Origin of the sequence: Microbacterium nanhaiense (assembly GCF_014646015.1) — a bacterium.
Lineage (GTDB): Bacteria > Actinomycetota > Actinomycetes > Actinomycetales > Microbacteriaceae > Microbacterium > Microbacterium nanhaiense.
In genome coordinates this window covers 407,572-432,067 of sequence record NZ_BMMQ01000003.1, presented here as the reverse complement: position 1 = coordinate 432,067, position 24,496 = coordinate 407,572, and the positions used below count along the sequence as shown (strand labels likewise).

Annotated in this window: 21 protein-coding genes; 15 read left to right on the top strand and 6 right to left on the bottom strand. The window is 68.2% G+C overall.

Annotated features, from left to right (window positions below):
• Positions 1-111 precede the first annotated feature (111 nt).
• The 10 genes from IEX05_RS07640 to IEX05_RS07595 all read left to right on the top strand — a co-directional run bounded on the left by IEX05_RS07640 (position 112) and on the right by IEX05_RS07595 (position 11,923).
• On the top strand, positions 112-1,317 hold the full coding sequence (locus tag IEX05_RS07640; RefSeq protein WP_188700763.1) for a DUF1593 domain-containing protein: 1,206 nt from the start codon (positions 112-114) through the stop codon (positions 1,315-1,317).
• 171 nt (positions 1,318-1,488) lie between these two features.
• On the top strand, positions 1,489-2,478 hold the full coding sequence (locus IEX05_RS07635; protein WP_188700762.1) for an ABC transporter permease: 990 nt from the start codon (positions 1,489-1,491) through the stop codon (positions 2,476-2,478).
• Positions 2,478-3,134 (top strand): YesL family protein, encoded by a 657-nt coding sequence (locus IEX05_RS07630; protein WP_188700761.1) that lies wholly within the window; start codon positions 2,478-2,480, stop codon positions 3,132-3,134. The genes IEX05_RS07635 and IEX05_RS07630 overlap by 1 nt, the downstream gene beginning before the upstream one ends.
• Entirely contained in the window at positions 3,131-4,633 is a 1,503-nt protein-coding gene (locus IEX05_RS07625) for an extracellular solute-binding protein (protein WP_188700760.1), read from the top strand. The genes IEX05_RS07630 and IEX05_RS07625 overlap by 4 nt, the downstream gene beginning before the upstream one ends.
• 17 nt (positions 4,634-4,650) lie before the next feature.
• Positions 4,651-6,156 carry a type 2 periplasmic-binding domain-containing protein gene (locus IEX05_RS07620; protein ID WP_188700759.1) on the top strand — a complete coding sequence of 502 codons (1,506 nt, stop codon included), beginning with the start codon at positions 4,651-4,653 and terminating at the stop codon, positions 6,154-6,156.
• Between the two features lie 39 nt (positions 6,157-6,195).
• Complete coding sequence (locus IEX05_RS07615) at positions 6,196-7,704, top strand: extracellular solute-binding protein (protein ID WP_188700758.1); 1,509 nt, start codon at positions 6,196-6,198, stop codon at positions 7,702-7,704.
• 30 nt (positions 7,705-7,734) lie between these two features.
• Positions 7,735-9,258, top strand: a complete 1,524-nt coding sequence (locus IEX05_RS07610; RefSeq protein WP_188700757.1) for a type 2 periplasmic-binding domain-containing protein — start codon at positions 7,735-7,737, stop codon at positions 9,256-9,258.
• A 31-nt stretch (positions 9,259-9,289) separates the two neighbouring features.
• Complete coding sequence (locus IEX05_RS07605) at positions 9,290-10,549, top strand: glycoside hydrolase family 28 protein (RefSeq protein WP_188700756.1); 1,260 nt, start codon at positions 9,290-9,292, stop codon at positions 10,547-10,549.
• 25 nt (positions 10,550-10,574) lie between these two features.
• On the top strand, positions 10,575-10,997 hold the full coding sequence (locus IEX05_RS07600; protein WP_188700755.1) for a hypothetical protein: 423 nt from the start codon (positions 10,575-10,577) through the stop codon (positions 10,995-10,997).
• Positions 10,994-11,923, top strand: a complete 930-nt coding sequence (locus tag IEX05_RS07595) for a carbohydrate ABC transporter permease (RefSeq protein WP_268237867.1) — start codon at positions 10,994-10,996, stop codon at positions 11,921-11,923. The genes IEX05_RS07600 and IEX05_RS07595 overlap by 4 nt, the downstream gene beginning before the upstream one ends.
• Positions 11,924-11,980: 57 nt before the next feature.
• Here IEX05_RS07595 and IEX05_RS07590 read toward each other — a convergent pair whose 3' ends face one another.
• From IEX05_RS07590 to IEX05_RS07570, 5 genes are read right to left on the bottom strand one after another with little or no spacing between them, the layout of a single operon-like run.
• Positions 11,981-13,294, bottom strand: coding sequence for a serine hydrolase domain-containing protein (locus tag IEX05_RS07590; protein WP_188700754.1), 1,314 nt, complete (start codon positions 13,292-13,294; stop codon positions 11,981-11,983).
• Positions 13,291-14,424: a Gfo/Idh/MocA family protein gene (locus IEX05_RS07585; RefSeq protein WP_188700753.1), complete on the bottom strand. Its 1,134-nt coding sequence runs from the start codon at positions 14,422-14,424 to the stop codon at positions 13,291-13,293. Before IEX05_RS07585 ends, IEX05_RS07590 begins: the two co-directional genes overlap by 4 nt.
• The gene (locus IEX05_RS07580; protein WP_188700752.1) at positions 14,421-15,248 is read right to left on the bottom strand and encodes a DUF6807 domain-containing protein; all 828 of its coding nucleotides are present in this window, start codon (positions 15,246-15,248) and stop codon (positions 14,421-14,423) included. Before IEX05_RS07580 ends, IEX05_RS07585 begins: the two co-directional genes overlap by 4 nt.
• On the bottom strand, positions 15,245-16,249 hold the full coding sequence (locus tag IEX05_RS07575; RefSeq protein WP_188700751.1) for a LacI family DNA-binding transcriptional regulator: 1,005 nt from the start codon (positions 16,247-16,249) through the stop codon (positions 15,245-15,247). The genes IEX05_RS07580 and IEX05_RS07575 overlap by 4 nt, the downstream gene beginning before the upstream one ends.
• A gap of 3 nt (positions 16,250-16,252) precedes the next feature.
• A complete protein-coding gene (locus IEX05_RS07570) occupies positions 16,253-17,770 on the bottom strand; it encodes a glycoside hydrolase family 43 protein (RefSeq protein WP_188700750.1) in 1,518 nt (505 codons plus the stop codon).
• Positions 17,771-17,856: 86 nt separating this feature from the next.
• On the opposite strand from IEX05_RS07570, the gene IEX05_RS07565 reads away from it, so the two are divergent.
• From IEX05_RS07565 to IEX05_RS07545, 5 genes are read left to right on the top strand one after another with little or no spacing between them, the layout of a single operon-like run.
• Complete coding sequence (locus IEX05_RS07565; RefSeq protein WP_188700749.1) at positions 17,857-18,915, top strand: M24 family metallopeptidase; 1,059 nt, start codon at positions 17,857-17,859, stop codon at positions 18,913-18,915.
• A 19-nt stretch (positions 18,916-18,934) separates the two neighbouring features.
• Positions 18,935-20,281 (top strand): Gfo/Idh/MocA family protein, encoded by a 1,347-nt coding sequence (locus IEX05_RS07560; RefSeq protein WP_188700748.1) that lies wholly within the window; start codon positions 18,935-18,937, stop codon positions 20,279-20,281.
• On the top strand, positions 20,278-21,180 hold the full coding sequence (locus tag IEX05_RS07555) for an NAD-dependent epimerase/dehydratase family protein (protein WP_188700747.1): 903 nt from the start codon (positions 20,278-20,280) through the stop codon (positions 21,178-21,180). Before IEX05_RS07560 ends, IEX05_RS07555 begins: the two co-directional genes overlap by 4 nt.
• On the top strand, positions 21,177-22,238 hold the full coding sequence (locus tag IEX05_RS07550; protein ID WP_229661179.1) for a mandelate racemase/muconate lactonizing enzyme family protein: 1,062 nt from the start codon (positions 21,177-21,179) through the stop codon (positions 22,236-22,238). The genes IEX05_RS07555 and IEX05_RS07550 overlap by 4 nt, the downstream gene beginning before the upstream one ends.
• Before the next feature lie 31 nt (positions 22,239-22,269).
• Complete coding sequence (locus IEX05_RS07545) at positions 22,270-23,241, top strand: serine hydrolase domain-containing protein (RefSeq protein ID WP_188700746.1); 972 nt, start codon at positions 22,270-22,272, stop codon at positions 23,239-23,241.
• A gap of 80 nt (positions 23,242-23,321) precedes the next feature.
• Here the strand turns inward: IEX05_RS07545 and IEX05_RS07540 are convergent, their stop codons facing one another.
• Positions 23,322-24,464 carry an ROK family transcriptional regulator gene (locus IEX05_RS07540; RefSeq protein ID WP_188700745.1) on the bottom strand — a complete coding sequence of 381 codons (1,143 nt, stop codon included), beginning with the start codon at positions 24,462-24,464 and terminating at the stop codon, positions 23,322-23,324.
• Positions 24,465-24,496: the final 32 nt, after the last annotated feature.

Genomic DNA, 24,496 nt, shown 5'->3' with positions numbered 1-24,496 from the left:
CGGCGAACGGTGCTAATTTGGTCAACCGGTTCGACGAGTCGCCGCCCTGAGCGCCCGTCACCACTCATCTGCGCGGCAAAGACGCCGCGCAGCAACGAAAGAGAGCTGACCATGACCGCCCTGCCCCGCGTCCTCGTTTCGACGGACATCGGTGGAACCGACCCCGACGACTTCCAGTCGATGGTGCACCTGCTTCTCTACTCGGATGTGCTCGACATCGAGGGGCTCGTGTCGTCGCCCTACGGCGACGGTCGGGCGCGCGACATCCACGCCGTCATCGACGCCTACGAGAGCGACTACGCGGCACTGTCGTCGCACGCGGACTACCCCATGCCCGACGCGCTTCGATCGCTCGTGAAACAGGGCGCCGTCGACGTCGCACCGGACGCCGGCTTCTCCGACCCCTCCGAGGGATCCGAATGGCTCGTGGCGTGCGCGCGGCGCGAGGACCCGCGACCGCTCAACGTGCTCGTTTGGGGCGGGATCGACGACGTGGCCCAGGCGCTCCACGACGCGCCGGACATCACCGACAAGATCGTCGTGCACTACATCGGCGGCCCCAACAAGACGTGGGGCGTCGACGCATACAACTACATCGAGACACACCACCGCGACGTGACGCTGATCGAGTCGAACAACACCTATCGCGGCTTCTTCATGGGCGCTCCGGACGACGATCTCTCCCCGACGCGCTTCATCGGCGAGCACGTCATCGGTCGAGGCGCACTCGGCGCGTTCTTCGAGAAGCAGCTGCCCGCGGTCAAGATGGGCGACACGCCGACCGTCACCTGGGTGCTGCACGGCACCCAGCGCCCCGACGAGCCCAGCTGGGGCGGGAAGTTCGTGCCGCTGTGGGACGGACGAAAGACCCGTCTCGCGCACCCCGCTACCGAGGCCGACGTCGTCGAGGCGTTCGGCGTCGTCGAGATCCTCGTCCCGAAGCCGGCCGACTGGAGCGACGAGCACCACGCCAACCTCCTCTTCGACGGGCGCCTGCAGGGCCCCTTCCCCGAGCCCGTGGTCGAGGGCGAGTTGCTGCGCTTCCGCCTCTCACCGCGCGACATCCGCCCGATGGGGTATGAGATCCGCAGCACCCACCCCGCGCTCGACGGCCAGTCCGGATCCTTCACCGCCGAGCTTCCGCCCGCCCAGAGGTGGTCGATCCCCTCGCAGGCCTATCGAAACTGGTGGTGCGACGACGGCGCGCCCGAGGTCGCCATCGAGGGCTGGCCGGGCGCCCGCACGGTATCGCAGTGGCGGCACGAATTCATGATCGATTTCGCGGCCCGACTCGATCGGACGATCCCCCGCTCCTAACGGTCAGATCACCGCACTTGCTCGCCCCTGGGCAAGCTGTTACCCTGTCAGAAACCGGTTCCCCGATGGTGCCCCACACGGTCGTGGGCCACCAGGAAACCGGTCCCCGAATCGCACGCAGAGAGGCGCCCTTTCGATGAACTCGACCATGCACGGCCCGGAGGCCCTGGGATGAGCGGTCCCACCATTCCTCAGGTCAAGCCGACGACTGAGCACCTGTTCACGACAGCGGCCCCGACCGTCACGCCGAGGAAGAAGGGCTGGCGCGAATCGTACATCTGGCGCCACAAGGCGCTGTACCTCATGGCGCTGCCCGGGATCGCGTACTTCATCGTCTTCAAGTACTTCCCCATGGGCGGCCTCATCATGGCCTTCCAGGACTTCACGCCCTATCTCGGTCTCTTCGGCAGCGACTGGGTCGGCTTCGAGCACTTCATCCGCTTCTTCACCGAAGAAACGTTCTTCATGCTGCTCAGCAACACGATCATCGTGTCGCTGCTGCTGCTGATCTTCTCGTTCCCGATTCCGATCATCCTCGCGCTGCTGCTCAACGAGGTGCGCACGAAGTGGTTCCAGCGCTCCGTGCAGACGGTCATCTACCTACCGCACTTCATGTCGTGGGTCATCGTGGTGTCGCTGTTCTACGTGCTGTTCACGACCGACGGCGGAAGCATCAACAACCTCCTCGAGTCGTGGGGCTTCGAGAAGATCGGCTTCCTGACCGATCCCGCCTGGCTCCGCCCCATGTACGTCTTCCAGGAGATCTGGAAGAGCGCCGGATGGGGAACCATCGTGTACCTCGCGGCGATGACCGCTGTCGACACCGAACTCTACGAGGCCTCCGAGCTCGACGGAGCCGGACGCTGGCGTCAGACGTGGCACATCACGCTCCCTGCCATCCGCCCGACCATCATCGTTCTCTTCATCCTCGCGATCGGTGACTTCCTCGAGCTCGGATTCGAGCACATGTTCCTCGTGCTGAACTCGCTCAACCGCGAAGTCGGCGAGATCTTCGACACCTACGTGTACGTCACGGGTATCCAGAACGGTCAGATGAGCTACGCCGCAGCGGTCGGCCTGTTCAAGGGCCTGGTCGGCCTGATCCTCGTCATCATGGCGAACAAGCTCGCGAAGAAGTTCGGCGAGGAAGGCGTCTACTGATGTTCTCCTACGAGGGACTCATGCGGCTGAACTCGTTCCTGACGGGCGTGTACCGCATGGTGTACCTCACCCTGCTGTGGCTGGTGACGACGCTGGCCGGCCTGATCATCTTCGGTCTGGGCCCCGCGTCGTACGCGCTCGCGGCATACATCGATGGCTGGTTCCGCCTCGGCGACCAGCCGCCGATCACCCGCACCTTCTTCCAGAAGGTCCGGGCCGAGTTCTGGCGCTCGGCGGCGATGGGCTGGGTGCTCATCGTCGCCGGCACCATCATCGGAACGAACATCTTCTCGGCGTCGAGCTGGGAGCTCCGCTTCGCAAACGTGGTCGCGCTCTTCCTTCTCTTCGTCGCGGGCGCGTATGTCTTCCCGATTGCGGTCGCCACCGACCAGGTCGCGATTCACCGCCGCTTCGCCGCGGCGTTCCTCGTCGGGATCGGCTCGCTGCACTGGACGATTATCGCCGCCGCCGCGACCGCCGGGTGGGTGTGGCTGCTGTACACCTTCGCCCTCCCCATCCTTCCCCTCTTCGCCATGGTCGTGCCCGCGACCGCCATCGGCCTCATCACACGATCCGTCTTCCGTCAGCTCGTCGCCGACGACGACATCAACGACACCACATCTCACGCACCGGCATCGCAAGGAATCTCCTCATGAAGTTCAACCGCAAGCTCGCCCTCGGATCCGCAGTCCTCGCCGTCACCGGCCTCGCCCTCACGGGGTGCGGCGCCTCCGGCGGTGCCGGGGATGCCTCGAAGGACAACGTCTCGTGGATGGCGCTGCTGCACACCCCGACCACTCCTGAAAAGGGCGGCGTGATCGAAACGGCGCTCGAGGACGTCGTGGGGAAGGGCCTCGACTTCCAGTGGATCCCGGCAGCGTCGAAAGACGAGAAGCTCAACGCCGCGATCGCATCGGATAACCTCGCCGACATCGTGCCGCTGAGCCTGACCGAGTCGACGTCGCGTCGCGCTCTGACGTCGGGCCAGTTCTGGGACATCGAGCCCTTCCTCGCCGACTTCCCGAACCTCTCGAAGATCGACCCACAGATCCTCGAAGCGTCGAAGATCGACGGCGTCCTCTACGGAGTCCCGGCGCAGAAGCCCAAGGCTCGCTACGGCGTTCTGATCCGTCAGGACTGGTTGGACACCCTCGGCCTTGAGGTGCCGCACACGACCGAGGAACTCGCCGAGGTTGCACGCGCCTTCACGAACGAAGACCCGGACGGCAACGGCAAGGACGACACGACCGGCATCCTCGACCGCTCGGAGAGCTTCGACCTCGGCTTCCGCAGCCTCGCCGGTTACTTCGGCGCCGGAAGCGTCTTCGAGGTCAACGACAACGACGAGGTCGTCGCGAGCTTCACGACCGAGCCGTTCATCGAGGCGATGGAGTGGTACCGCGAGCTGTACCAGGACGGCGCCGTCACGCAGGAATTCGTCACCATCCAGAAACAGAATCAGCAGGACGCGATTGCTCAGGGCAAGGGCGGCATCGTCTTGACGGGCCTGTTCGAGGCGAAGAACTACATGGCTCTGGCGCAGAGCAGCGACCCGGACACGCCGATGGCATGGGCCCTCGTCAATGACATGACTCACGAAGACGTGCCTCGCCGGATCCTTTCCGACACCAACGGCGGCATCGGCGGTCTGTACGCGATCTCGAAGTCGAGCGTGAAGAACGAGGAGCAGGTCAAGGTCGTGCTCGGAGTTCTGGACAAGCTGCTCTCCGAGGAGGCCTTCGACCTCATGACGAACGGCATCGAAGGCGAGCACTTCGAGTACGAAGCCGATGGCGCCGTCGCGATCACCGACCAGACGAAGTGGGAGCAGGAAGTGCAGCCCTACTCTTCGTCGCGTATGTCCGAGACCATCAAGACCTTCCCGAGCAGCACGCCGTACGTCGACGAGGCCGCCGAGAAGATGGCCGAGAACGACGACTATGCAATCGTCGACGTCTCGCAGTCGCTGACCTCGGACACGTATGACTCGCGCTGGACCGAGGTGCTCAAGAGCGCACGCGACGCGTACAACAAGTACATGGTCGGCCAGCTCGACATCGACGGCTACCAGAAGGTCGTCGACGACCTCCTCGCGGGCGACCTCGGCAAGATCCAAGACGAATTCACCGAGGCGTACGCCAAGGTCAACGGCTGACCACGAGACAGGACATCATGAGGATCAATCGCAAACTGGGAATCAGCGTCGCTTCCCTCGCCATCGCCGGCGTCGCCCTCACGGGGTGCGGGGCCGGCGGGGCGGCGGACAGCGATTCGCCCGACGAGCTCACCTGGATGGCGATGCTCCACATGCCGACGACGCCGGAACCCGGCGGTGTCGTGGAGACGGCGCTCGAGGAGCACACCCGTGTCGGGCTCGACTTCCAGTGGATCCCCGCCGCGTCCGCCTCCGAGAAGCTCAACGCGGCGATCGCGTCCGACAAGCTGGCGGATATCGTCACGCTGCAGCAGATCGACTCCTCGTCGATCCGCAAGGCCCTCGCCTCGGGCCAGTTCTGGGACGTGGAGAAGTACCTCAGCGAGTTCCCGAACCTGTCGAAGATCGACCCGCAGATCGTCGAGGCCGCGATGCTCGACGGCCACCTCTACGGTGTTCCGATCCAGAAGCCCAAGGCACGCTACGGCGTCGTCATCCGCCAGGACTGGCTCGACAATCTCGGGCTCGAGGTGCCGCATACGATCGAGGAGCTCACCGAGGTCGCCCACGCGTTCGCGCACAACGATCCGGACGGCAACGGCAAGGACGACACCGAGGGGATGTACGACCGCGACGAGAGCTTCTACATCGGGTTCCGGATCCTCTCCGGATACTTCGGGGCGGGCGCCGACTTCGAGTTGAACGACGACGGCGAGGTCGTCGCGAGCTTCACGACCGACGCATACAAGGAAGCCATGGAGTGGTACCGCGGCCTCTACGAGGACGGCTCGGTCAACCAGGAGTTCGTGACCCTGCAGAAGCAGCACCAGCAGGACGGCATCGCCAAGGGCGCGGCGGGCATCGCGATGGCGGGCTTCACCGCCGTGCCCAACTACATCGCCACCGCACGCTCGGTCGACCCCGAGACGCCGATGGAGTGGGCGATGGTCAACGACATGACCTACAAGGACGTACCGCGGCGCATCCTCACCGACACGAACGGCGGCTTCGGCGGCTGGCTCAGCTTCCCGAAGTCCAACATCCAGAACGAAGACGAGCTGCGCGTGGCGCTCGGCATGATCGACAAGCTCCTCGATGAGGAGGCGTACGGGATCATGACGAACGGCATCGAGGGCGAGCACTACGAGGTCGACGCCGACGGCGTGATCACGATGCTCGACCAGGCCGCGTGGGAGCGCGACGTGCAGCCCTTCGCGTCGTCGCGCCCCTCCGACACGCTCGTGACCTACCCCAACACGGATCCCTACGTGAACGAGGGCGCCGAGCTCACGGCCGAGAACGACGACTACGCGATCACGAACGTGGCTCAACCGCTGACGTCGGAGACCTTCGACGCACGCTGGACCCAGGTCGAGCAGGCCGCTCAGGACGCGTACAACAAGTACATCGTCGGGCAGATCGACATGGCCGGCTACGAGGCCGCCATCGACGAGCTGCTCGCCGGAGATCTCGGCAAGATCCAGGCCGAATACACCGAGGCATACCGGGCCGTCAACGGCTGACCCCCAGTCCCCTTCCCCACAGCACGAGGAAAGCACCCCATGAAAATCAACCGCAGGATCGGAATCAGCGTTGCTTCCGTCACCATCGCCGGCCTGGCCCTCACGGGCTGCGGCGCGGGCGGCGGCGGCGAAAGCGCTGCGGACTCCAAAGAGATCAGCTGGATGACGGTCGTCCACACGCCCTCGACGCCCGAGGCGAACGGCCCCATCGAGACCGCCATCGAGGAGGCCACCGGCTACCAGATCGACTTCACCTGGGTCCCGGCGGCCAGCTCCGGCGAGAAGCTGACATCGGCGATCGCGTCCAGCACGCTCGCGGACGTCGTCACGCTCAACAGCATCACCTCCTCCCCCATCCGAAAGGCCCTGTCTGACGGGCAGTTCTGGGAGATCTCGGACTACATCGACGACTACCCGAACCTCGCCAAGATCGACGAGCAGACGCGCACCGACGCAAGCATCGACGGCAAGCTCTACGGCGTGCCGATGCAGAAGATCAAGGCGCGCTACGGCGTGCTCGTGCGCCAGGATTGGCTCGACAACCTCGGCCTCGAGGTGCCGCACACGATCGAGGAGCTCTCCGAGGTCGCCCTGGCATTCACGAACGAAGACCCGGACGGCAACGGCAAGAACGACACCACCGGCTTCGTCGACCGCCAGGAGAGCTTCGGCGTGGGCCTCCGGAGCCTCTCCGGCTACTTCGGTGCGGGCAGCGTCTTCGAGCTCAACGAGAACGACGAGATGGTCGCGAGCTTCACGACCGACGCGTTCAAGGAAGCGATGGAGTGGTACCGCGGCCTCTACAACGAGGGCGCCGTCAACCAGGAGTTCGTGACGCTGCAGAAGCAGAACCAGTACGACGCCATCGCGCAGAACAAGGGCGGCATCGTCGTCACGGGCATCTGGGAGGCGCGCAACTTCCAGGCCCTCGCCGAGAGCGCCGACCCGAACACCCCGATGGACTGGGCGCTCATCAACGACATCACCTACGACGACGTGCCGCGCCGGATCCTCACCGACACGGCGGGCGGCGTGGGCGGCTGGTACGCCATGCCGAAGTCCGAGGTGAAGGACGAGGACGAGCTCCGCACGATCCTCGACTTCCTCGACAAGATGAGCTCCGAAGAGGTGTTCGGCATCATGACGAACGGCGTCGAGGGCGAGCACTTCGAGTACGACGCGGACGGCGCCGTCACGATCCTCGACCAGGGCCTATGGGACCGCGAGGTTCAGCCCTTCCTCTCGTCGCGCATGTCCGACGACCTCGTGATCTACCCGAGCAACGTCAAGTACGTGAACCAGTCGGACGAGATGATGGCCGAGCAGGAGCAGTACGTCGTCACGAACCCGGCCCAGTCGCTGTCCTCGGAGACCTTCGACGCGCGCTGGAACGAGGTCAACACCGCGATCGGTGACGCCTACACCAAGTACATGGTCGGCCAGTACGAGATGGAAGACTACGAGGCCGCCGTCGAGAAGGAACGCGCGGGCGACCTCGGCAAGATCGAGGCGGAGTTCACCGCCGCATACGCCGAAGTCAACGGTTGACTTCGGATTCCCCCTAAGAAAGAGAACATCATGAAACTGAACCGCCGACTCGGAATCAGCGTTGCTTCCGTCGCCGTCGCCGGCCTCGCCCTCACGGGTTGCGGCACGGGCGGCGGAGACGACGGTGCGAGCGTCGAGGAATCGAAGTCCATCACCTGGATGTCGATCCTGCACTCCCCCACCACCCCGGACGCGAACGGCCCCGTGCACACCGCCCTCGAGGAGCTCACGGGCTACGACCTCTCCTTCCAGTGGGTCCCCGCCGCGAACGCAAGCGAGAAGCTCACCGCCGCCATCGCATCGGACACCCTCGCCGACATCGTCACGGTCAGCAGCCTCGGCTTCACGTCGCCGACGATCCGCCAGGCGATGAAGTCCGGGCAGTTCTGGGACGTCACCGACTACCTCGACGACTACCCCAACCTCGCCGCGGTCCTGAGCGACCAGGTCAAGACCGACTCCAGCATCGAGGGCCGCCTCTACGGCATGCCCCAGGTGAAGGAGAAGGCCCGCTACGGCATCCTCGTGCGCCAGGACTGGCTCGACAACCTCGGGCTCGAGGTTCCGCACACCGTCGAGGAGCTCGGCGAGGTCGCTCGGGCCTTCGCCACGCAGGATCCCGACGGCAACGGCCAGAACGACACGACCGGATTCATCGATCGCCTCGAGAGCTTCGACCTCGGCTTCCGCAACATCGCCGGATTCTTCGGCGCGGGCAGCGATTTCGAGCTGAACGACAACGACGAGGTCGTTGCGAGCTTCACGACCGATCCGTTCAAGGAAGCCATGGAGTGGTACCGCGGCGTGTACGAGGACGGCGCCGTGAACAACGAGTTCGTCACCGTGCAGAAGCAGAACCAGTACGACGCCATCGCGCAGGGCAAGGGCGGAATCGTCTCGACGGGCCTGTTCGAGGCGCGCGGCTTCATGCAGCTCGCCGAGAGCGCGAACCCCGACACGCCGATGGAGTGGGCGCTCATCAACGACATGACGTACGGCGACGTCGAGCGGCGCACGCTGTCCGACACGCGCGGCGGCATCGGCGGCTGGTACGTCTTCCCGAAGTCCGAGGTGAAGGATGAGGACGAGCTGCGCGCGGTGCTGCAGTTCGTCAACGACATCAACTCCGAAGAGGCGTTCGGCATCATGACGAACGGCATCGAGGGCGAGCACTACAACATCGGTGCGAACGGCGAGATCGAGACGATCGACGAGGGCGTCTGGGCCGCCGAGGTTCAGCCGTACCAGTCGTCGCGCATCACGCAGAACCTGGTCGACTTCCCAAGCAGCGCGCCCTACGTCAACGAGGCCGCGGAGAAGATGGCCGAGCAGGAGGAGTTCGTGATCACGAACCCCGTCCAGTCGCTCCAGTCCGACACCTACGACACCCGCTGGAGCGAGGTCGTGACCGCCGCCAAGGACGCCTACAACAAGTACATGGTCGGCCAGATCGATATGGCCGGCTACGAGGAGGTCATCGACAAGCTTCGTGCGGGTGACCTCGGCAAGATCGAGGCCGAATACACCGAGGCGTACGCCGCCTCCAACGGCTAAGACCCACCACAAAGGAGCGCAGGAGCAGAGCATGAGCTACACCATCGAGACCGCCCAGATCCAGGCGGCGATCGACGACGCGGCACGCGCCGGGGGCGGGGTCGTCACGATTCCCGCGGGCGTACACCGCACGGGTGCTCTGCGCCTGCGCTCCTTCGTGGAGCTTCACCTGGAGAGCGGGGCCCGGCTCGAGTTCGTTCCAGACCCCGCCCTCTACCCCATCATCGACGCCTCGTGGGAGGGCGCACCGGCCAGGATCCACCAGCCGTGCATCTTCGCCGACGGCGAGGAGGGCGTCTCCGTCACGGGCCTCGGCACAATCGACGGCGGCGGCTCCTCCTGGTGGGAGGCGGTCCGCACGGGCACACGTCTCGAGGCCGCCCGCCCCACCCTCATCAGCTTCCGGCACTCGTCGCGCGTCACGATCCGCGACGTCGTGCTCGAGAACTCCCCCGCGTGGACCGTGCACCCCTACCGATGCGACGACGTCCGCGTCTCCGGGGTCCGGATCAAAAACCCGGCCGACTCGCCGAACACCGACGGCATCGACCCCGAGTCGTGCCGCAACGTGCGCATCACCGACTGCCACATCGACGTCGGCGACGACTGCATCGCCATCAAGGCCGGCACGGAGGCGTCGAACGCCGACCCGGCGCCCTGCGAGAACATCGTCATCACGGGCTGCACGATGCTCGCCGGCCACGGCGGCGTCGTGATCGGCAGCGAGATGTCGGGCGGGGTGCGCGGCGTCGTCATCAGCGACTGCGTGTTCGACGGCACCGACCGCGGCGTGCGTCTCAAGACGCGGCGCGGGCGCGGCGGCGTCGTCGAAGACCTGCGCATCTCCAACATCGTGATGCGGAACGTCGCCGTTCCCTTCGTCTTCAACCCCTTCTACTTCTGCGGCCCCGAGGGCAAGCTCCCCCGCGTCTCGGACCGCAACCCCCTGCCCGTCGACGACGGCACCCCGACCATCCGCCGCGTGTTCATCTCGAACGTCTCGGCGACCGAGGTGTCCTCCTGCGCGGGCTTCATCTCGGGCCTTCCCGAGATGCCGTTCGAAGACATCACGATCACGGACGTGTCGATCGGTTTCGCGAAGGATCCCGTTCCCTCGGTGCCCGCGATGGCGTTCGGCATCGACGAGATGGCGGCGGCCGGCTTCTACATCGACTTCGTGAAGAACTCGCGGATTGAGGGCGTCAGCCTCTCCGGTCTGGTCGGCGACGCGATCATCGGCGGCGCCGGTGTCGAGAATCTCACGGCAGAGGTCGCCACCTATGGCAATTGACGCTCCTGTGCGTATGATGGTGAGCATGAAACCGGTTTCTCGACGGCCTGAGAAATGGATCTCCGGCATCGGGCTCGCTCTCGCGGGCCTGCTGCAGGGCGGATTCACTCTCACGGTTAACGCATCGAGCGAGGCCGAGTTCACCGAGAAGATCCTCCCGGCGATGCAGGCGGCGGGGATGCAGCCGACGGGCGATGCGTACGAAGGTGCACGCACGCTCGCCGCATGGTTCGGCTTCTCGCTGATCATCGTCCTCGCGCTGTGCGTCGTCGGGCTGTTCATCGCATCGCGCCGCCCCGAGCGACGCTCGACCGGATGGTGGTTCGCCGGCGCCGGTCTCATCTGCCTCGTGGGAACGCAGCTCGTGCTGTACCCCGTCGCTTTCTTCTTCTTCCTCGCGGCCGCACTGTTCGCGGTCCGTTCGACGCAGCAAGGATCTACATCATGACAACGACCACCTCGCCGGCCACCGTGCCGATCAAGTTCCGGGGCAAGGGACGGGGCAGCCGCGCAATGACGCCTGGCCGCCGCGTCTTCAACGTCATCAACGGCATCGTTCTGACGGCCTTCGCGCTGATCTGCGTGCTGCCCTTCGTGAATGTGCTCGCGAGCTCGCTCGCGACCCCGGGTGAGATCGCGACGACGCCGTTCATCCTCTTCCCGAAGACGTTCACGCTCGAGGCCTACAAGTACATCCTCTCGACGCCGACGATCTTTCGCGCCATGGGCGTCTCGGCCTTCGTCACCATCGTCGGCACCTTCGTGAGCCTCGTGCTGACGGCGTTCATGGCGTACGCCCTGTCGAAGAAGCACCTCAAGGGCCGCCGCGTCATCAACTTCCTCGTCGTGTTCACGATGCTGTTCTCCGGCGGAATGATCCCGACCTTCATGGTCGTCAACGCCTTCGGCCTCATCGACTCGCTGTGGTCGCTGATCCTGCCGGTCGCGATCAACGCCTTCAACTTCGTCATCATGCGCAGCTTCTTCCAGGGCATCCCGGAGAGCCTCGAGGAGGCCGCGCGCATCGACGGCTGCTCGGAGTTCGGCGTGTTCCTGCGGATCGTGCTGCCGCTCTCGCTCGCGTCGATCGCGACGATCGGCCTGTTCTACGCGGTCTACTACTGGAACACCTACCAGAGCGCGATCCTCTACATCAACGACTCGACCAAGTGGCCGATGCAGGTGCTGCTGCGCCAGATCGTGATCGTGGCGAGCGGGCTGAACGCCGACGAGTCCTCGGTCGATGTCGTGCCGCCGGCGCAGTCGATCAAGATGGCGGTCATCTTCGTCGCGACCCTGCCGATGCTCATCGTCTACCCGTTCGTGCAGCGCTTCTTCGTCAAGGGCGCGCTGATCGGATCCGTCAAGGGCTGATCCGCACGCAGAAAGATCGCCGCGACCGATTCGGTCGCGGCGATCTTTCTGCGTGCGCTACTGCTGGAAGGTGCCCTGCCCCGTCCATCCCGCGGGCGCGCCCGGACCGAAGCCCTGCGCCTCGAGGGTCACGAGGCCATCGTCCGTGACGACGATGCGCACGCGCTGGCGGGCGATGTCGTCCCCGATCACGTCGACGCGCGCGTCGAAGATCCCCGGCGCGCACCAACCGCCCGTCACGACTCCGTGCCCGACTCCCGGCGCGTCGACGGCGAGCTCCTCCCCCGCGCGCGCCGTGAACGCGAACGCGCCGGCGTCGAGCCGCATGCCCTCGGTCGTGAGCTCGAGCGAGACGCGGGAGCGCAGCCCGGATCCGGTCACCGCGCGCAGCGAACCGCTCACCGCGCGCGCGTGCCGGGCGTCGTGCACGGGCGCGGGCCACGCGATCGACGCCGGCGCCTCCCCCATCGGCTCGTCGAGCGCCTCGAGGAGCATCGTGCTGAGGCGCTGATCGCCCGCGTTGCACCCCTGCGCGTTCGCCGTCATCACGGCGACGAGGTCGCGTGCGGGATCGCCGTAGACGTACTGGCCGCCCAGGCCGACCATCATCCACCCGCCCTGCGGGGGCAACCAGGTCTGCGCCGCATAACCGAATCGGTTCGTCGAGCCCCACGTGAGCATGCTCGTGTCGGCGCGGTGCCTCACGAGCTCGCCGACGACCTCGCGCGGAAGCACGCGGACATCGCCGCGCGCTCCGCCGCCGAGCAGCATCTCACCGATCACGAGCAGATCGTGCGGGCGGGCGACCATGCCGCTGCCGCCGTGGGCGATGCCCTCGGGGCTCGTGATCATGCGCATGCCCTCGCCGAGCCCGAGCGGTGCGAAGACCCGTTCGCGGATGACGTCCTCCCACGACCGCCCCTCGATGCGCTCCACGAGCGCGGCGAGCACGTACGAGGCGCTCGTGTCGTAGTGGAACAGGGTGCCCGGTCGGTGCGACGGCATCGTGCGGAAGAAGCTGTCCAGCCACTCCGGCGAACCCTCGGTGTACGTCGTGCCGACATAGGGCGTGCGCATCGAAAGGAGGTCGTCGATCGTCGCGAGTTCGAGAAGCGGATGCACCGGGCGCTTCTCGGGGAAGTGATCCATCAGGGCGTCGCCCGTGGCGAGCCTGCCCTCGTGAGCGAGGGAGAGCACGGCGATCGCGGTGAACGTCTTCGAGACCGAGTACAGGCGGTGCGGCACCTCGGGCCCCATGCCCGCCGCGCCGGCGCTGTATACGAGAGAGCCGCCCCGCGACACCTCGATCGAGTGGATCGAGATGTCGTGGGCGGCCGCTTCGGCGATCAGCCGATCGAAGGAGCCGTTCATCGGACGCGCGTAAACGGGCTGTCGAGCTCGACGAAGGTCGACTCAAGCCGCAGAGCGCGCTCGAGTTCCTCCTCGACGCCGTCGATGACCAGGTGATGGCCGGCCTCATCGTCGACGACCCTCGCGGATCCCTCCGCGACGAGCCGCGGCGCGGGCGCCTGCATCACGCCCTCCACTAGTCGCATGAACGCGCCGGTGCCAGCGAGGGGTGAGAACAGCGCCTCCGCGCCCTCGCGCGCCGCGAGCAGGTTCTCGATCAGGTCGCGGCGCCCCGTGTGCTGCGTCTCCAGGACGAACCCGTTCGCGTCGAGGAGCTCGATGTCGTCCTTCGTGTACCACAGGCGTAGCGCGCCGTTCGTGCCGACGACCTCGACGTACGGATCCTTCTGCAGCGATGCCGCCAGCGTCACCGCGGTCGTCAAACGCACGTCTCCCTCGAGATCGAAGACGGCGACCGAGGTGTCGTCGGCCTCGATGTCGTTCGCTCGCCACAGGTCGAGTTCGAGCGACTTCACGTCCTCCAGCCGGGTCGCGCCGGCGAGCGCCAGGGCGGTGGCGGTGGCGTGCGCGAGCGGATTCGTCAGGGCACCGTCGGCGACGACGCGGCCGTCGAGGGTGCGGCGTCCGGCCCACGCCGAACGGGCGTAGTAGGCCTCGTTCCGCACCCAGGCGCCCGTGGCGCTGTATCGCACGACCTCGCCGATGTCGCCCTCCGCGACGCGGGCCCGGATGATGTCGAGAGCCTCGGAGCCGAGGCTCTGGAAGCCGACCTGCACGAGCCCGCCCGTGCGCTCGGCGATCGCGAGCAGGCGCTCGAACTCGTCGAGGGTCGCGGTCGTCGGCTTCTCCAGCATGACGTCGGCGCCCGCCTCGAGCGCCGCCGAGGCGAAGTCGAAGTGCGTGTTGATCGGCGTGCAGATCACGACGACGTCGAAGCCGCCCGCCGCGATGAGCTCGGCGCCATCGGTGAACCTCGCCACGCCCGCGGGCAGGGCGTCGGCGGCAGGCGGTACCGGATCGGCGACGGCGACCAGCTGGACGCGGCCCTCCTCGTGCAGCCGCAGGCCCTTCTCGACGTGGGTGCGGCCGTGTCCACCGGTTCCGATGAGTGCCAGTCGTGGGGCGTTCAAGAGGCGACCTCCGATGTCGTCAGCGTGAGTGCGCTCGCGAGAGCGCGTTCGATCGTGTTGTCGTCCGGGGCGTCGACGAGCGCGACGACGAGATCCAGGGCGAGGGGCTCGCCCGGCTCGAGGTGGCGACGCTCGTCGTGCGCGAGAGCGGGACAGAAACCAACGTATCCCTCCGCCCGCACGAACCACGGCAGGCGCGAGCTCGACGCGGCGACGAGGCCCGCGTCGGCGCCCACGACGACGAGCCACGGCGAGGTGGATCCGTGCGCGTTCTCGGTTCCGGCACCCGCCTCGCTGAACACGTCCGCCGATCCGAACGGGGCGCGCCAGAAGATACCGCCGTAAAAGGCACCGGGGCGGCCGTTCGTCTGGGAGCTGCCGATGCTCACACCGTCGCGCAGCGCCGTGAGGGTGGACCGCCACGAGATCACGGTCGTGCCGCCGACGTCGTCCACCCGGATCTCGCGTTCCTCCGAGATCACCGGCTCGTCGTCGCGGTCGCGCCAGAGGATCGTTGAATTGTAACGATTCACCTCGGCGGACTCCGCCTCGATGACTTGGCGCCCGTGGTTGTCCAGGATCTGCGGGCCGACGTCGCGGACGTAGGTGCTCCCGCCCCAGAAGTTGGTGCCCGACACGTCGGGGGTGGTGACGCTGACCCCGAGGTGGTGCAGGTGATCCGAGGGGCGGGTCTGAGTGACCTCGACGCCGGCCGGCGTGGTTACCGTCGCGTAAGGCCTCGGGGCGTGTCCGGGGTCGACGTCGTCGCCCGAGTGGAGCGTCACGATCGGCTGACCCGCGCCGTTGCGGAGGATCGTTGTCATTTCTTCTTCCCTGTGCTGGAGCGCACCGTGAGCTGGGGCGCGAAGGTCGTGGGTTCGAGATCGGCCGTTCCGCGGATCTGCTCGAGCAGCGTCGACCAGATCTTCTCCCCGACGTCGCCCAGGCGGGCGGTCATCGTGGTGAGGCTCGGCGAGGAGTACTGCGAGAACGGGATGTCGTCGAATCCGGCGACCGAGAGCTCGTCGGGCACGCTCACGCCCTCCTCCGCGAGGCGACCGAGGAATCCGAGCGCGACGACATCGTTGAACGCCATCGCCGCGCTCGCGCCGGTCTCGCGCACGGCGGGCCAGGCCGCGTAGCCGTCTTCGAAGGACGATCCGCAGTCGACGCTGACGATCTCGACCTCCGGATGCTCGCCGCGGACGATGTCGAGGCCGTCCTGACGGGCCATGTTCGACCGCGCCTGCGGCGGGCCGGCGAGGTAGGCGATCTTCGTGTGCCCCAGCTCGATGAGATGACGCGCGACGGCGCCGATCCCTTCGGCGTAATCGATCAGGACGGCACCCGCGCGCTTACCGGTCGTGCGGTTGAAAATGACGACCGGATCGATCTTGGGCATGAGGTCGAGCATCGTCAGACGGTCCATGCGGGGCGCGAAGAGCACGATCGCGTCCGTGCGGTTGCGGATGTCGAGCGCGATCTCCACCTCGCGCTCGCGATGCTCGCGCGTGTCGGCGACGAGCACCCGGTAGCCGTCGCGCTCCGCGGCGGAATTCAGGCCGTGAAGCACCTGGTGGAACATCGGGTTGGCGAGGTCCGGCACGACGACGCCGATGGTCCGGCTCTCACCGAGCGACAGCGAGCGCGCGGCCGCGCTGGGCGAGTATCCGAGCTCGGCGACCGCGGCGCGCACGCGCTCGGCGATCTGCTCGTTCACGGTCGATACGCCGTTCATCACGCGAGACACCGTGGCCTTCGACACCCCCGCCGCCGCGGCGATGTCGGAAATCGTGATCTCGCGCCCGGTCTTCTTCGCAGTCATGGCTCAATCTTGATCGAGATCGACGCGGAAGGAGCTGAAGGCGCCCACCGCCGGAGCCCGGCCGACGGGGTGACCGGCGAAGAGCGCGAGCTCGGCGCCGATCCACTGTCCCTCGGACGCATGGAAGCCGGGATCGATGCGGAGCGCGCGCCCGTCGATCGTCAGCTCGACGACGAGGGCCGCGTCGGCGGCGCACTCGACGGCGACCTCGACGGGGCCATCCACCGGGATCCGGGCGATGATACGCTCGCTCATGTCGTCTCGGGTGCGCACGGCGACGACCGCGTCGGCTCCGCGCTCACCGCGCGCGAGACCGGCCCAGAGATAGTCGTAGCCGAGCACCGCGAGGCCGGCGCGCGTTCCCGCTTCGCCGTCGAGCGCGACGCGAACGCTCGATCGCGAGGCCATGCCCGGAAGGGGCTGTCCCAGCACGCGAGAGAGGGTGCGCAGGTTGCCCGATTCCTCGCCCGATCGGATCCGCAGGCCGCCCTCGCCCGGGACGAGCGCGTCGCCCGACGGGTTGGCCTGCCACACCCAGCTGGGCCCTGGCACTCCCCCGGCGAAGTCATCGCTGCGGGCGATCGTGCGGTAGAGCTGCGGCGTGCCGTGCGGCGCGGGGTACTCGAGAACGGGTTCGCTCGGCCCGCCGTCGACTGCCTTACCCATCACCGGCCAGCCGTCGTCGCCCCACGCCATCGGCTGCAGGTGCACGACGCGCCCGAAAGGGCCCCGGTCCTGGAAGTGCAGGAACCAGTCGCGGCCGTCCACCGCCGTCACCCAGGCGCCCTGGTGCGGGCCGTTGACCGGCGTGGATCCCTGCTCGAGCACGTTGCGCTCTTCGTACGGCCCGTACACGTCGCGCGAGCGGAACACCGCCTGCCAGCCGGTCGCCACGCCCCCCGCGGGTGCGAAAATCCAGTACCAGCCGTCGCGCTTGTAGAACTTGGGGCCCTCGATCGTGCCCCACCCGTCGATATCGGCGCCGTCGATCACGTCGCGCGCCGGGCCGGTCGCGGTGCGAAGCGACTCGTCGACCGGAACGACCGTGAGGATGTTCTTCTTCCCCGCGCGAGACTTGGCCCAGCCGTGCACGAGGTAGGCGCGGCCGTCGTCGTCCCAGAGCGGGCACGGGTCGATCAGGCCGAGACCCGCGAGCAGGAGGTGGGGAGCGCTCCACGGACCCTCGGGTTCGGGCGCCGTGACGACGAAGATCCCCTGATCCGGGTCGGGATAGACGATGTAATACGTTCCGTCGTGGTGGCGGATCGACGGCGCCCACACGCCCTGCCCGTGCCGCGGCAGCTCGAACCAGGCCGTGGGTTCGTTCCCCGCCGGGAGGGCGTCGGCGACGCGATCCCAGTTCACGAGGTCGGTCGAGGCGTACACGGGCAGCCCCGGCGCGCGGTTGAAGCTCGAACCGATCATCACGTAGCGCTCTCCCACGCGGATCGCGTCGGGGTCGGGCAGGTCGGCATCGAGAATCGGATTCCGGTATGTGCTCTCGCCATTGAGGTGGTCCATAACAGTAAGATTACATCAGAAACCGGTTTCTGCTATGGTTTCTTGCAAGACATCAGACCACTCCCTCTCGAAACGCACGAGGACACATGGCTCATCGCAACGACGCGACCCCAGACCGCTCGAGCAAGATCGACAGGATCCGCGGGATCCTGTCCGATCTGGGCGCCCCCGCGGTCCACCTCACGACGGCGGCCTCGCTCGCCTGGCTCCTCGACGGCCCGCGCACGGCCGTCCCGCTCGGCGGCGCGCCCGTCTTCTCGGCGACCGTCACCGCAGACGGATCCGTCACGATCACGGCGCTCGCCAACGAGATCGAGCGCCTCCGCGACGAGGAGCTCGCGGGCGAGCTGCTCTGGCGCGAGATCCCCTGGTATGGCGACCTCGCCTCGCCGCCCGGAGACGCCGTCGCCGAGGCGGACGTCGCGGCACGGCTGCGCGCCGCGCGCGCCGATCTCCTCCCGAGCGAGATTGAGCGCTACCGAGCGCTCGGAGCCGACACGGCCCGCGCGATGTCGGCCGCCCTGAAGGCCGCGGAGCCCGGCTGGACCGAACGCCAGCTCGCCGGGTATCTCGCGGAGAGCGCGTACGGCATCGGCGCCGAACCCGCCGTGCTCCTGGTCGCGGGCGCGTCGCGCGGATCCGTGCAGCACCCGATCCCGACCGACGCACCGCTCGGCGACCGCGCCATGGCGGTCATCACGACCGTGCGCGACGGGCTGCACGTCAGCGCCACGCGCTGGGTCACCTTCGCCGACCACGAGCGCTTCGCCGACACCGAGGCGCGCCTGCGCGAGGTCGAGGCCGACATCCTCGACGCGACCGTGCCCGGGTCGAGCTTCGGCGCGGTCTTCGATGAACTGCGCGCCGCCTACGCGCGCCACGGCTTCGGCGACGACGCGTGGACCCGCCACCACCAGGGCGGGCCGACCGGTTACCTCGGGCGCGACCCGAAGGTCACCCCCGGCTTCGATGACACCATCGGCGCGCACCACGCGGTCGCGTGGAACCCGTGGGTCCCCGGCGCCAAGCTCGAAGACACCGTTCTCGTCACGGCCGACGGCGTCGAGGTTCTGAGCCTCGACCCCGAGTGGCCGTCCACCACCGTTCGGGGCCGCATCCGCCCCCTGCCCCTCGCCCGCACCTGATCCCCCTGGAGAGATTCGCATGACTCGTCGCTTTGCACTCATCGGTACCGGCGGACGCGCCGGCATGTACATCGGCGCGCTCGCCGACAGCCACGCCGACGCCGGCACGCTCGTCGCCTGGGCCGACACCAACCCGGGCCGCCAGGATTGGCACGAGAAGACCTCGCCCGGCATCGGCCAGCCGCGCCGCTTCGACCCGGAGAACCTCGACGCCATCGTCGCGGAGGAGAACATCGACGCCGTCATCGTGACGACGCCCGACTACCTCCACGCGAAGTACGTCGTCGCCGCGCTCGAGGCCGGTGCGGACGCCATCGTAGAGAAGCCCCTCACGATCAACGAGGAGGGCATCCGCGCGATCGCCGAGGCGGCCGAACGCACGGGCCGCAAGGTCACCATCACCTTCAACTACCGCTACTCGCCCCGCAACGCCGAGCTGAAGAAGGTCATCGCGTCCGGCGAGATCGGCGAGGTCACGAGCGTTCACTTCGAGTGGGTGCTCGACACTGCCCACGGCGCGGACTACTTCCGGCGCTGGCACCGCGAGAAGGAGCACTCGGGCGGACTGCTGATCCACAAGTCGAGCCACCACTTCGACCTCGTCAACTGGTGGATCGACGACGTGCCCTCGCGCGTGTACGCGTCCGGCGGTCTGCGCTTCTACGGTGCCGAGAACGCGGCCCGTCGCGGCCTCGGTGAGCGCGCGAGCCGCGGATCCGTCGACGACCCGCGCACCGACGCGTTCAGCCTCGACATGCGCGCCGACGAGAAGCTCAAGGGCCTCTACTTCGACAACGAGGGCCACGACGGCTACATCCGCGACCGCGACGTGTTCGATGAGAACATCTCGATCGAGGACAACCTCTCGCTCGTCGTCGACTACGTCGGCGGCCCCACCATGAGCTACTCGCTCAACGCCCACTCGCCGTGGGAGGGCTACACGGTCGCCGTCAACGGCACGAAGGGGCGCGCCGAGCTGACGGTCGTCGAGCGCGGCATGGTGCACAGCAGCAAGTCCGGCGGCACGGTCGTCGACCCGAGCGCCAACCCGGACGACGTCGAGAGCAACGACACGCGCCCCGAGTTCGAGAAGCTCGTCGTGCAGAAGCACTTCCAGCCCGCCTACGAGATCGAGATCGTCAACAGCGAGGGCGGCCACGGCGGCGGCGACAAGAAACTGCTGAATGATGTCTTCTACGGCGCGGCGGAGGATCCGCTGGGCTTCACCGCCGACTGGACCGACGGCGTGCGCAGCGTCGTCGTCGGCGTCGCGGGCAACCTCTCGCTCGAGACCAGTCAGGCCGTGCGCGTGGCCGACCTCGACCTGGGCCCCGCGGCCCGCGCCCTGAACGGAGAATCGAAATGAGCCGCGTCGTCGTGACGGGAGGCGCGGGCCGGCTCGGCCGCAGCGTCGTGGCCGCCCTGGCCGAGGCCGGGCACGAGGTCGTCTCGATCGATCAGGCGACGCTCGAGGGGCTGCCCGCCGAGCAGATCGCGGTCGACCTGCTCGACCTCGAGGCCGCGTCGTCGGCATTCGCGGAGATCGCGCCCGACGCCGTCGTGCATCTCGCGGCGATCGCGGTGCCCGGCGCGCTGCCGGATCCCGACATCTACCGGATCAACACGCAGCTCGTGTGGTCGGTGCTGCAGGCCTCGCTCGACGCGGGTGTGCGGAAGATGCTGCTCGCGTCGAGCCCCACCGTCATGGGCTACGGTTCGCCGAGCGGATGGGAGCCGCAGTACCTGCCGCTCGATGAGAAGCACCCGACGGCGCCCTGGAACGGGTATGGGACGTCGAAGGTCGCGATGGAGCAGATCGTGCAGATGGCCGTGCGCCAACACGGTCACCGCATGCGCTTCGGCGCCTTCCGCCCCTGCTACGTGATCGCCCCCGAGGAATGGGCCGGCGCGCCGACGCAGCAGGGCCACACGGTCGCCGAACGCATCGCGAACCCCGAGCTGTCGGCCGTGGCGCTGTTCAACTACGTCGACGCGCGCGACGCGGGTGCCTTCGTCGACGCGTGGATCCGGAAGGCCGACGAGGTCCCCAACGGTTCGACCTTCTTCGTCGGCGCGCCCGACGCGCTGTACGACGGCGACACGGCCGACGGGATCCGCCAGTATCTGCCGGCCGCGGCCGGCGCCGCCGAGCAGCTGTCCGGCACGCAGTCGATGTTCTCGAGCGAGAACGCCGCGACGCTGCTCGGCTGGCGCGCGACGCGTCTGTGGCGCGACGAGCTCGTGCGCGAGGAGGCGGTCGCGTGAGCGCGACGATCGCCGCCGTCGATACCCGCCTGATCCGGATCCCGCTGTCGCGCCCCTGGGGCGCCGACGTGACCGAGATCCACGTGATCGAGGTCATCGTCACCGACTCGGACGGCGCGACGGGCTTCGGCTTCTCGTGGACGCCGACGATCGGCGCGCACGCCGTGCACCAGCTGCTCGCGCACGACATCACCGATTTCGCGCTGGGCAAGGACGCGGATCCGCAGATCTGGACGAGCGCCTGGACCCACCTGCACGAGGCGGGCGGCGGCGGCATCACGACGATCGCGCTCGCGGGTCTCGACCTGGCGCTGTGGGATCTGCAGGCGCGCCGCGCGGGACAGTCGATCACCGAATTCATCGGCCGCAGGCACACCTCGCTTCCGGCATACGGCAGCGGGGTCAACCTGCACTACACCCTCGACGAGCTCGTCGCCCAGGCGGAACGCTGGGTGAGTGACGGATTCCAGGCCGTGAAGTTCAAGGTCGGCAGCCCCGACATCGCCCGCGACGTCGAGCGTGTCGCGGCGGTCCGCGAGGTGCTCGGCCCCAACCGCACCCTCATGATCGACGCGAATCAGCGCTGGGACCTCGAGAAGGCGACCGCCGCGATGGCGCAGCTCGCTCCGTTCGAGCCCGCCTGGATCGAGGAACCGCTTCGCGCCGACGACATCGCCGGCCACGCGGAACTGCGCCGGCGCATCGATGTGCCGATCGCGTTCGGCGAGAACCGCCACACGGTGTACCAGTTCCGCGACGCGATCGATGCCGGCGCGGTCGACGTGATCCAGCCGAACATCGTGCGGGTGGGCGGCATCACGCCGTTCCGCGAGATTGCGGCGCTCGCGGCGGATCGTGGCGTCGGGCTCGCCCCGCACCTGCTTCCGGAACTGTCGAGCCAGCTGGCGTACGCGCTGCCGCTCGCGACCTGGGTGGAGGACGTCGAGGACGCGGGCTTCGCCCAGCTCGGCGCCCTCGTCGAGCCGACGGGCCTGACGATCGCCGACGGCGTCGCGTCGGGTGGCCCTACGCTGGGGCTGGGCATCCGCTTCCGCTGAGCCCGCCCCCGTTGTCGTCACCGGAGACATCATGACCGTATACACCGCCGCCTTCGACTGGGCCCGGCGGCACGTCGGCGATGGCCGACTGCCAAACGCCGTGCTCGGGATCGCCGACGCCGACGGCACGGTCGCGCTCGACAGCTTCGGCGGCGTGCCCGTCGACGCGAGCTATCCCCTGTTCTCGATCACCAAGATCCTGACCGGCATCACGGCGACGCGCGCGATCGAGCGGGGGCTGCTGACCCCGAACACTCCCCTCGCGGACGCCGTTCCCGGGTTCGGAAGCACGCGCGACGACATCGTGCGCCTGTGGCACCTCGGCAGCCACTCCTCCGGCATCTCGGAGCCGCCGCTCGACACGGCGGTCCCGCTCGCCGAGGAGCTCGTCACGCGCGGCCGCGACTTCCGTGCCGGCACGGCCTCTCGCTACTCCACCCTCGCCTACACCGGCATCGCCGCGCTCTACGAGCATGCGACGGGCCAGGCGTGGGATGCGGGCGTGGCCGAGTGGGCATCGACGATCGGGGCAGACGGCCTCACCCTCGATCCGGACGAGCACGTGCCCGTCGAGGGCGCCCGGGAGGCCGGTCTCGACGTCGAGCAGTTCGTCGCCAACCGCGACCCGGGCGCGGGACTGTTCGCGCGCGCCGAGGACCTGCTGCTGCTCGGATCCGACCTGCTACGCACCCTCCGGGACGGCACGCCCGGCGTGCTGACGCCCGCGGGGCTCGACTTCATGCGGCGACCCGTGACCCAGGGCATGGCCCGCCTGGAGCCGTATCCCCTGGAGCGCGGACAGGACTGGGGCTTCACCGTCAACCTCCGAAACCGCGCGCCGGGGCTCATCTCGACGGATGGATTCGGGCACGGCGGATGGGCCGGTACCGAGTTCTACGTGCACCCCGAGCACGGCGTCGCCTGGGTGCTGCTGACCGCCAAGGCCGGCCGGGTCGGCGCGGACACCGACCAGCTCGACAACGCGGTGGTCGCCGGCGTCTGAACCGCTCCTCCGCCGATCGCCGCGGGTGACGCCGTTTCGCGTCGACCGCGAGCTCTCGGTTCGTCCGCGGCAGAAGACGCTCAGACGACCGGATCCGCGAGCAGCCTTTCGAAGACGAGCTCGGCGGCCCCGATCAGCAGGCGATCGGCGCCGAGCGCGGCCGGCGCGAGCGTCAGGTCCTCCGCGGGTGCGGCCAGCATCTGCCCCCGCACCGACTCGTCGAAGGCACGGGCGTCCGCCTCGCGCAGCGCGGCGAGGAAACCGCCGAGCACGATCCGCGAGGGGTTCAGCGTGTTCGCCGCGTTCGCGAGCGTCGACGCGAGGATCCGCCGCTGCCGCGAGGCCTCGGCCGACAGCAGCCGGGCGAGGCCCGCGGCAAGCGACGGATCGTCGCTCACTCCGTAGGCGTCGAAGAGCCGGCCGCGATTGACCTCGTCCTCGAGCGTGCCGCCGGGGACGCATCGGTCGATGGCGTCGTCGACGCTCGGCCGGTTCTGGCCCCACTCGCCGGCATAGCCGCTGACACCGCCGACGCTCACACCGCCCAGGATGGCGCCCCCACCGATGCCGCTCGCACCGCCGTTGAGGTACACGACATCGTCGTGCCCACGCGCGGCACCGAACACCCACTCGGCGACGGCTCCGAGCGAGGCGTCGTTGCCGACCTCCGCGACCAGGCCCGTCCGCTCCGTCACCATGCGCGCGAGGTCGACGTCCCGCCACCCGAGATGCGGGGCGTTTCGCACGATCCGGTCGGCGGCCCGCACGAGGCCCGGCACGGCGATCCCGATCCCGAGGATCCGGGCGCCGCGCAGCGCGCCCGCCGACCAGCCGTCGATCGCCAGCGCGATGCGCTCTGCGGTCTCCTCGGGGCTCGGCACGGAGTCCGTATCGAGCCGCACGCGCTGGCGGACGCGCCCGCCGAAGCCGACGATGCCGATCTCGAGCGCGTCGACCTCGGGGTTCGCGGCGATCGCGACGACGTCGTCGGTCGGCACGACGGTCGGCGAGGGTCGCCCGACGCGGCGCGTGGGATCCGGATCCTGCTCGCGGACGAGACCGTGCTCGGCGAGCGTCGTGACCAGGCCGCCGATCGTGGACCGGTTCAGTCCCGTCTCGGACGTGAGCCGCGCCCGCGAAAGCGGGCCGAGGTGGTGGACGAGACGCAGGATCGCCCCGAGATTCGCACGCCGCACGCCCTCGACACTCGATCCGCTCGCCATCGCTCTCCCTTTGGTTGTGAGCGAAAGCTTAT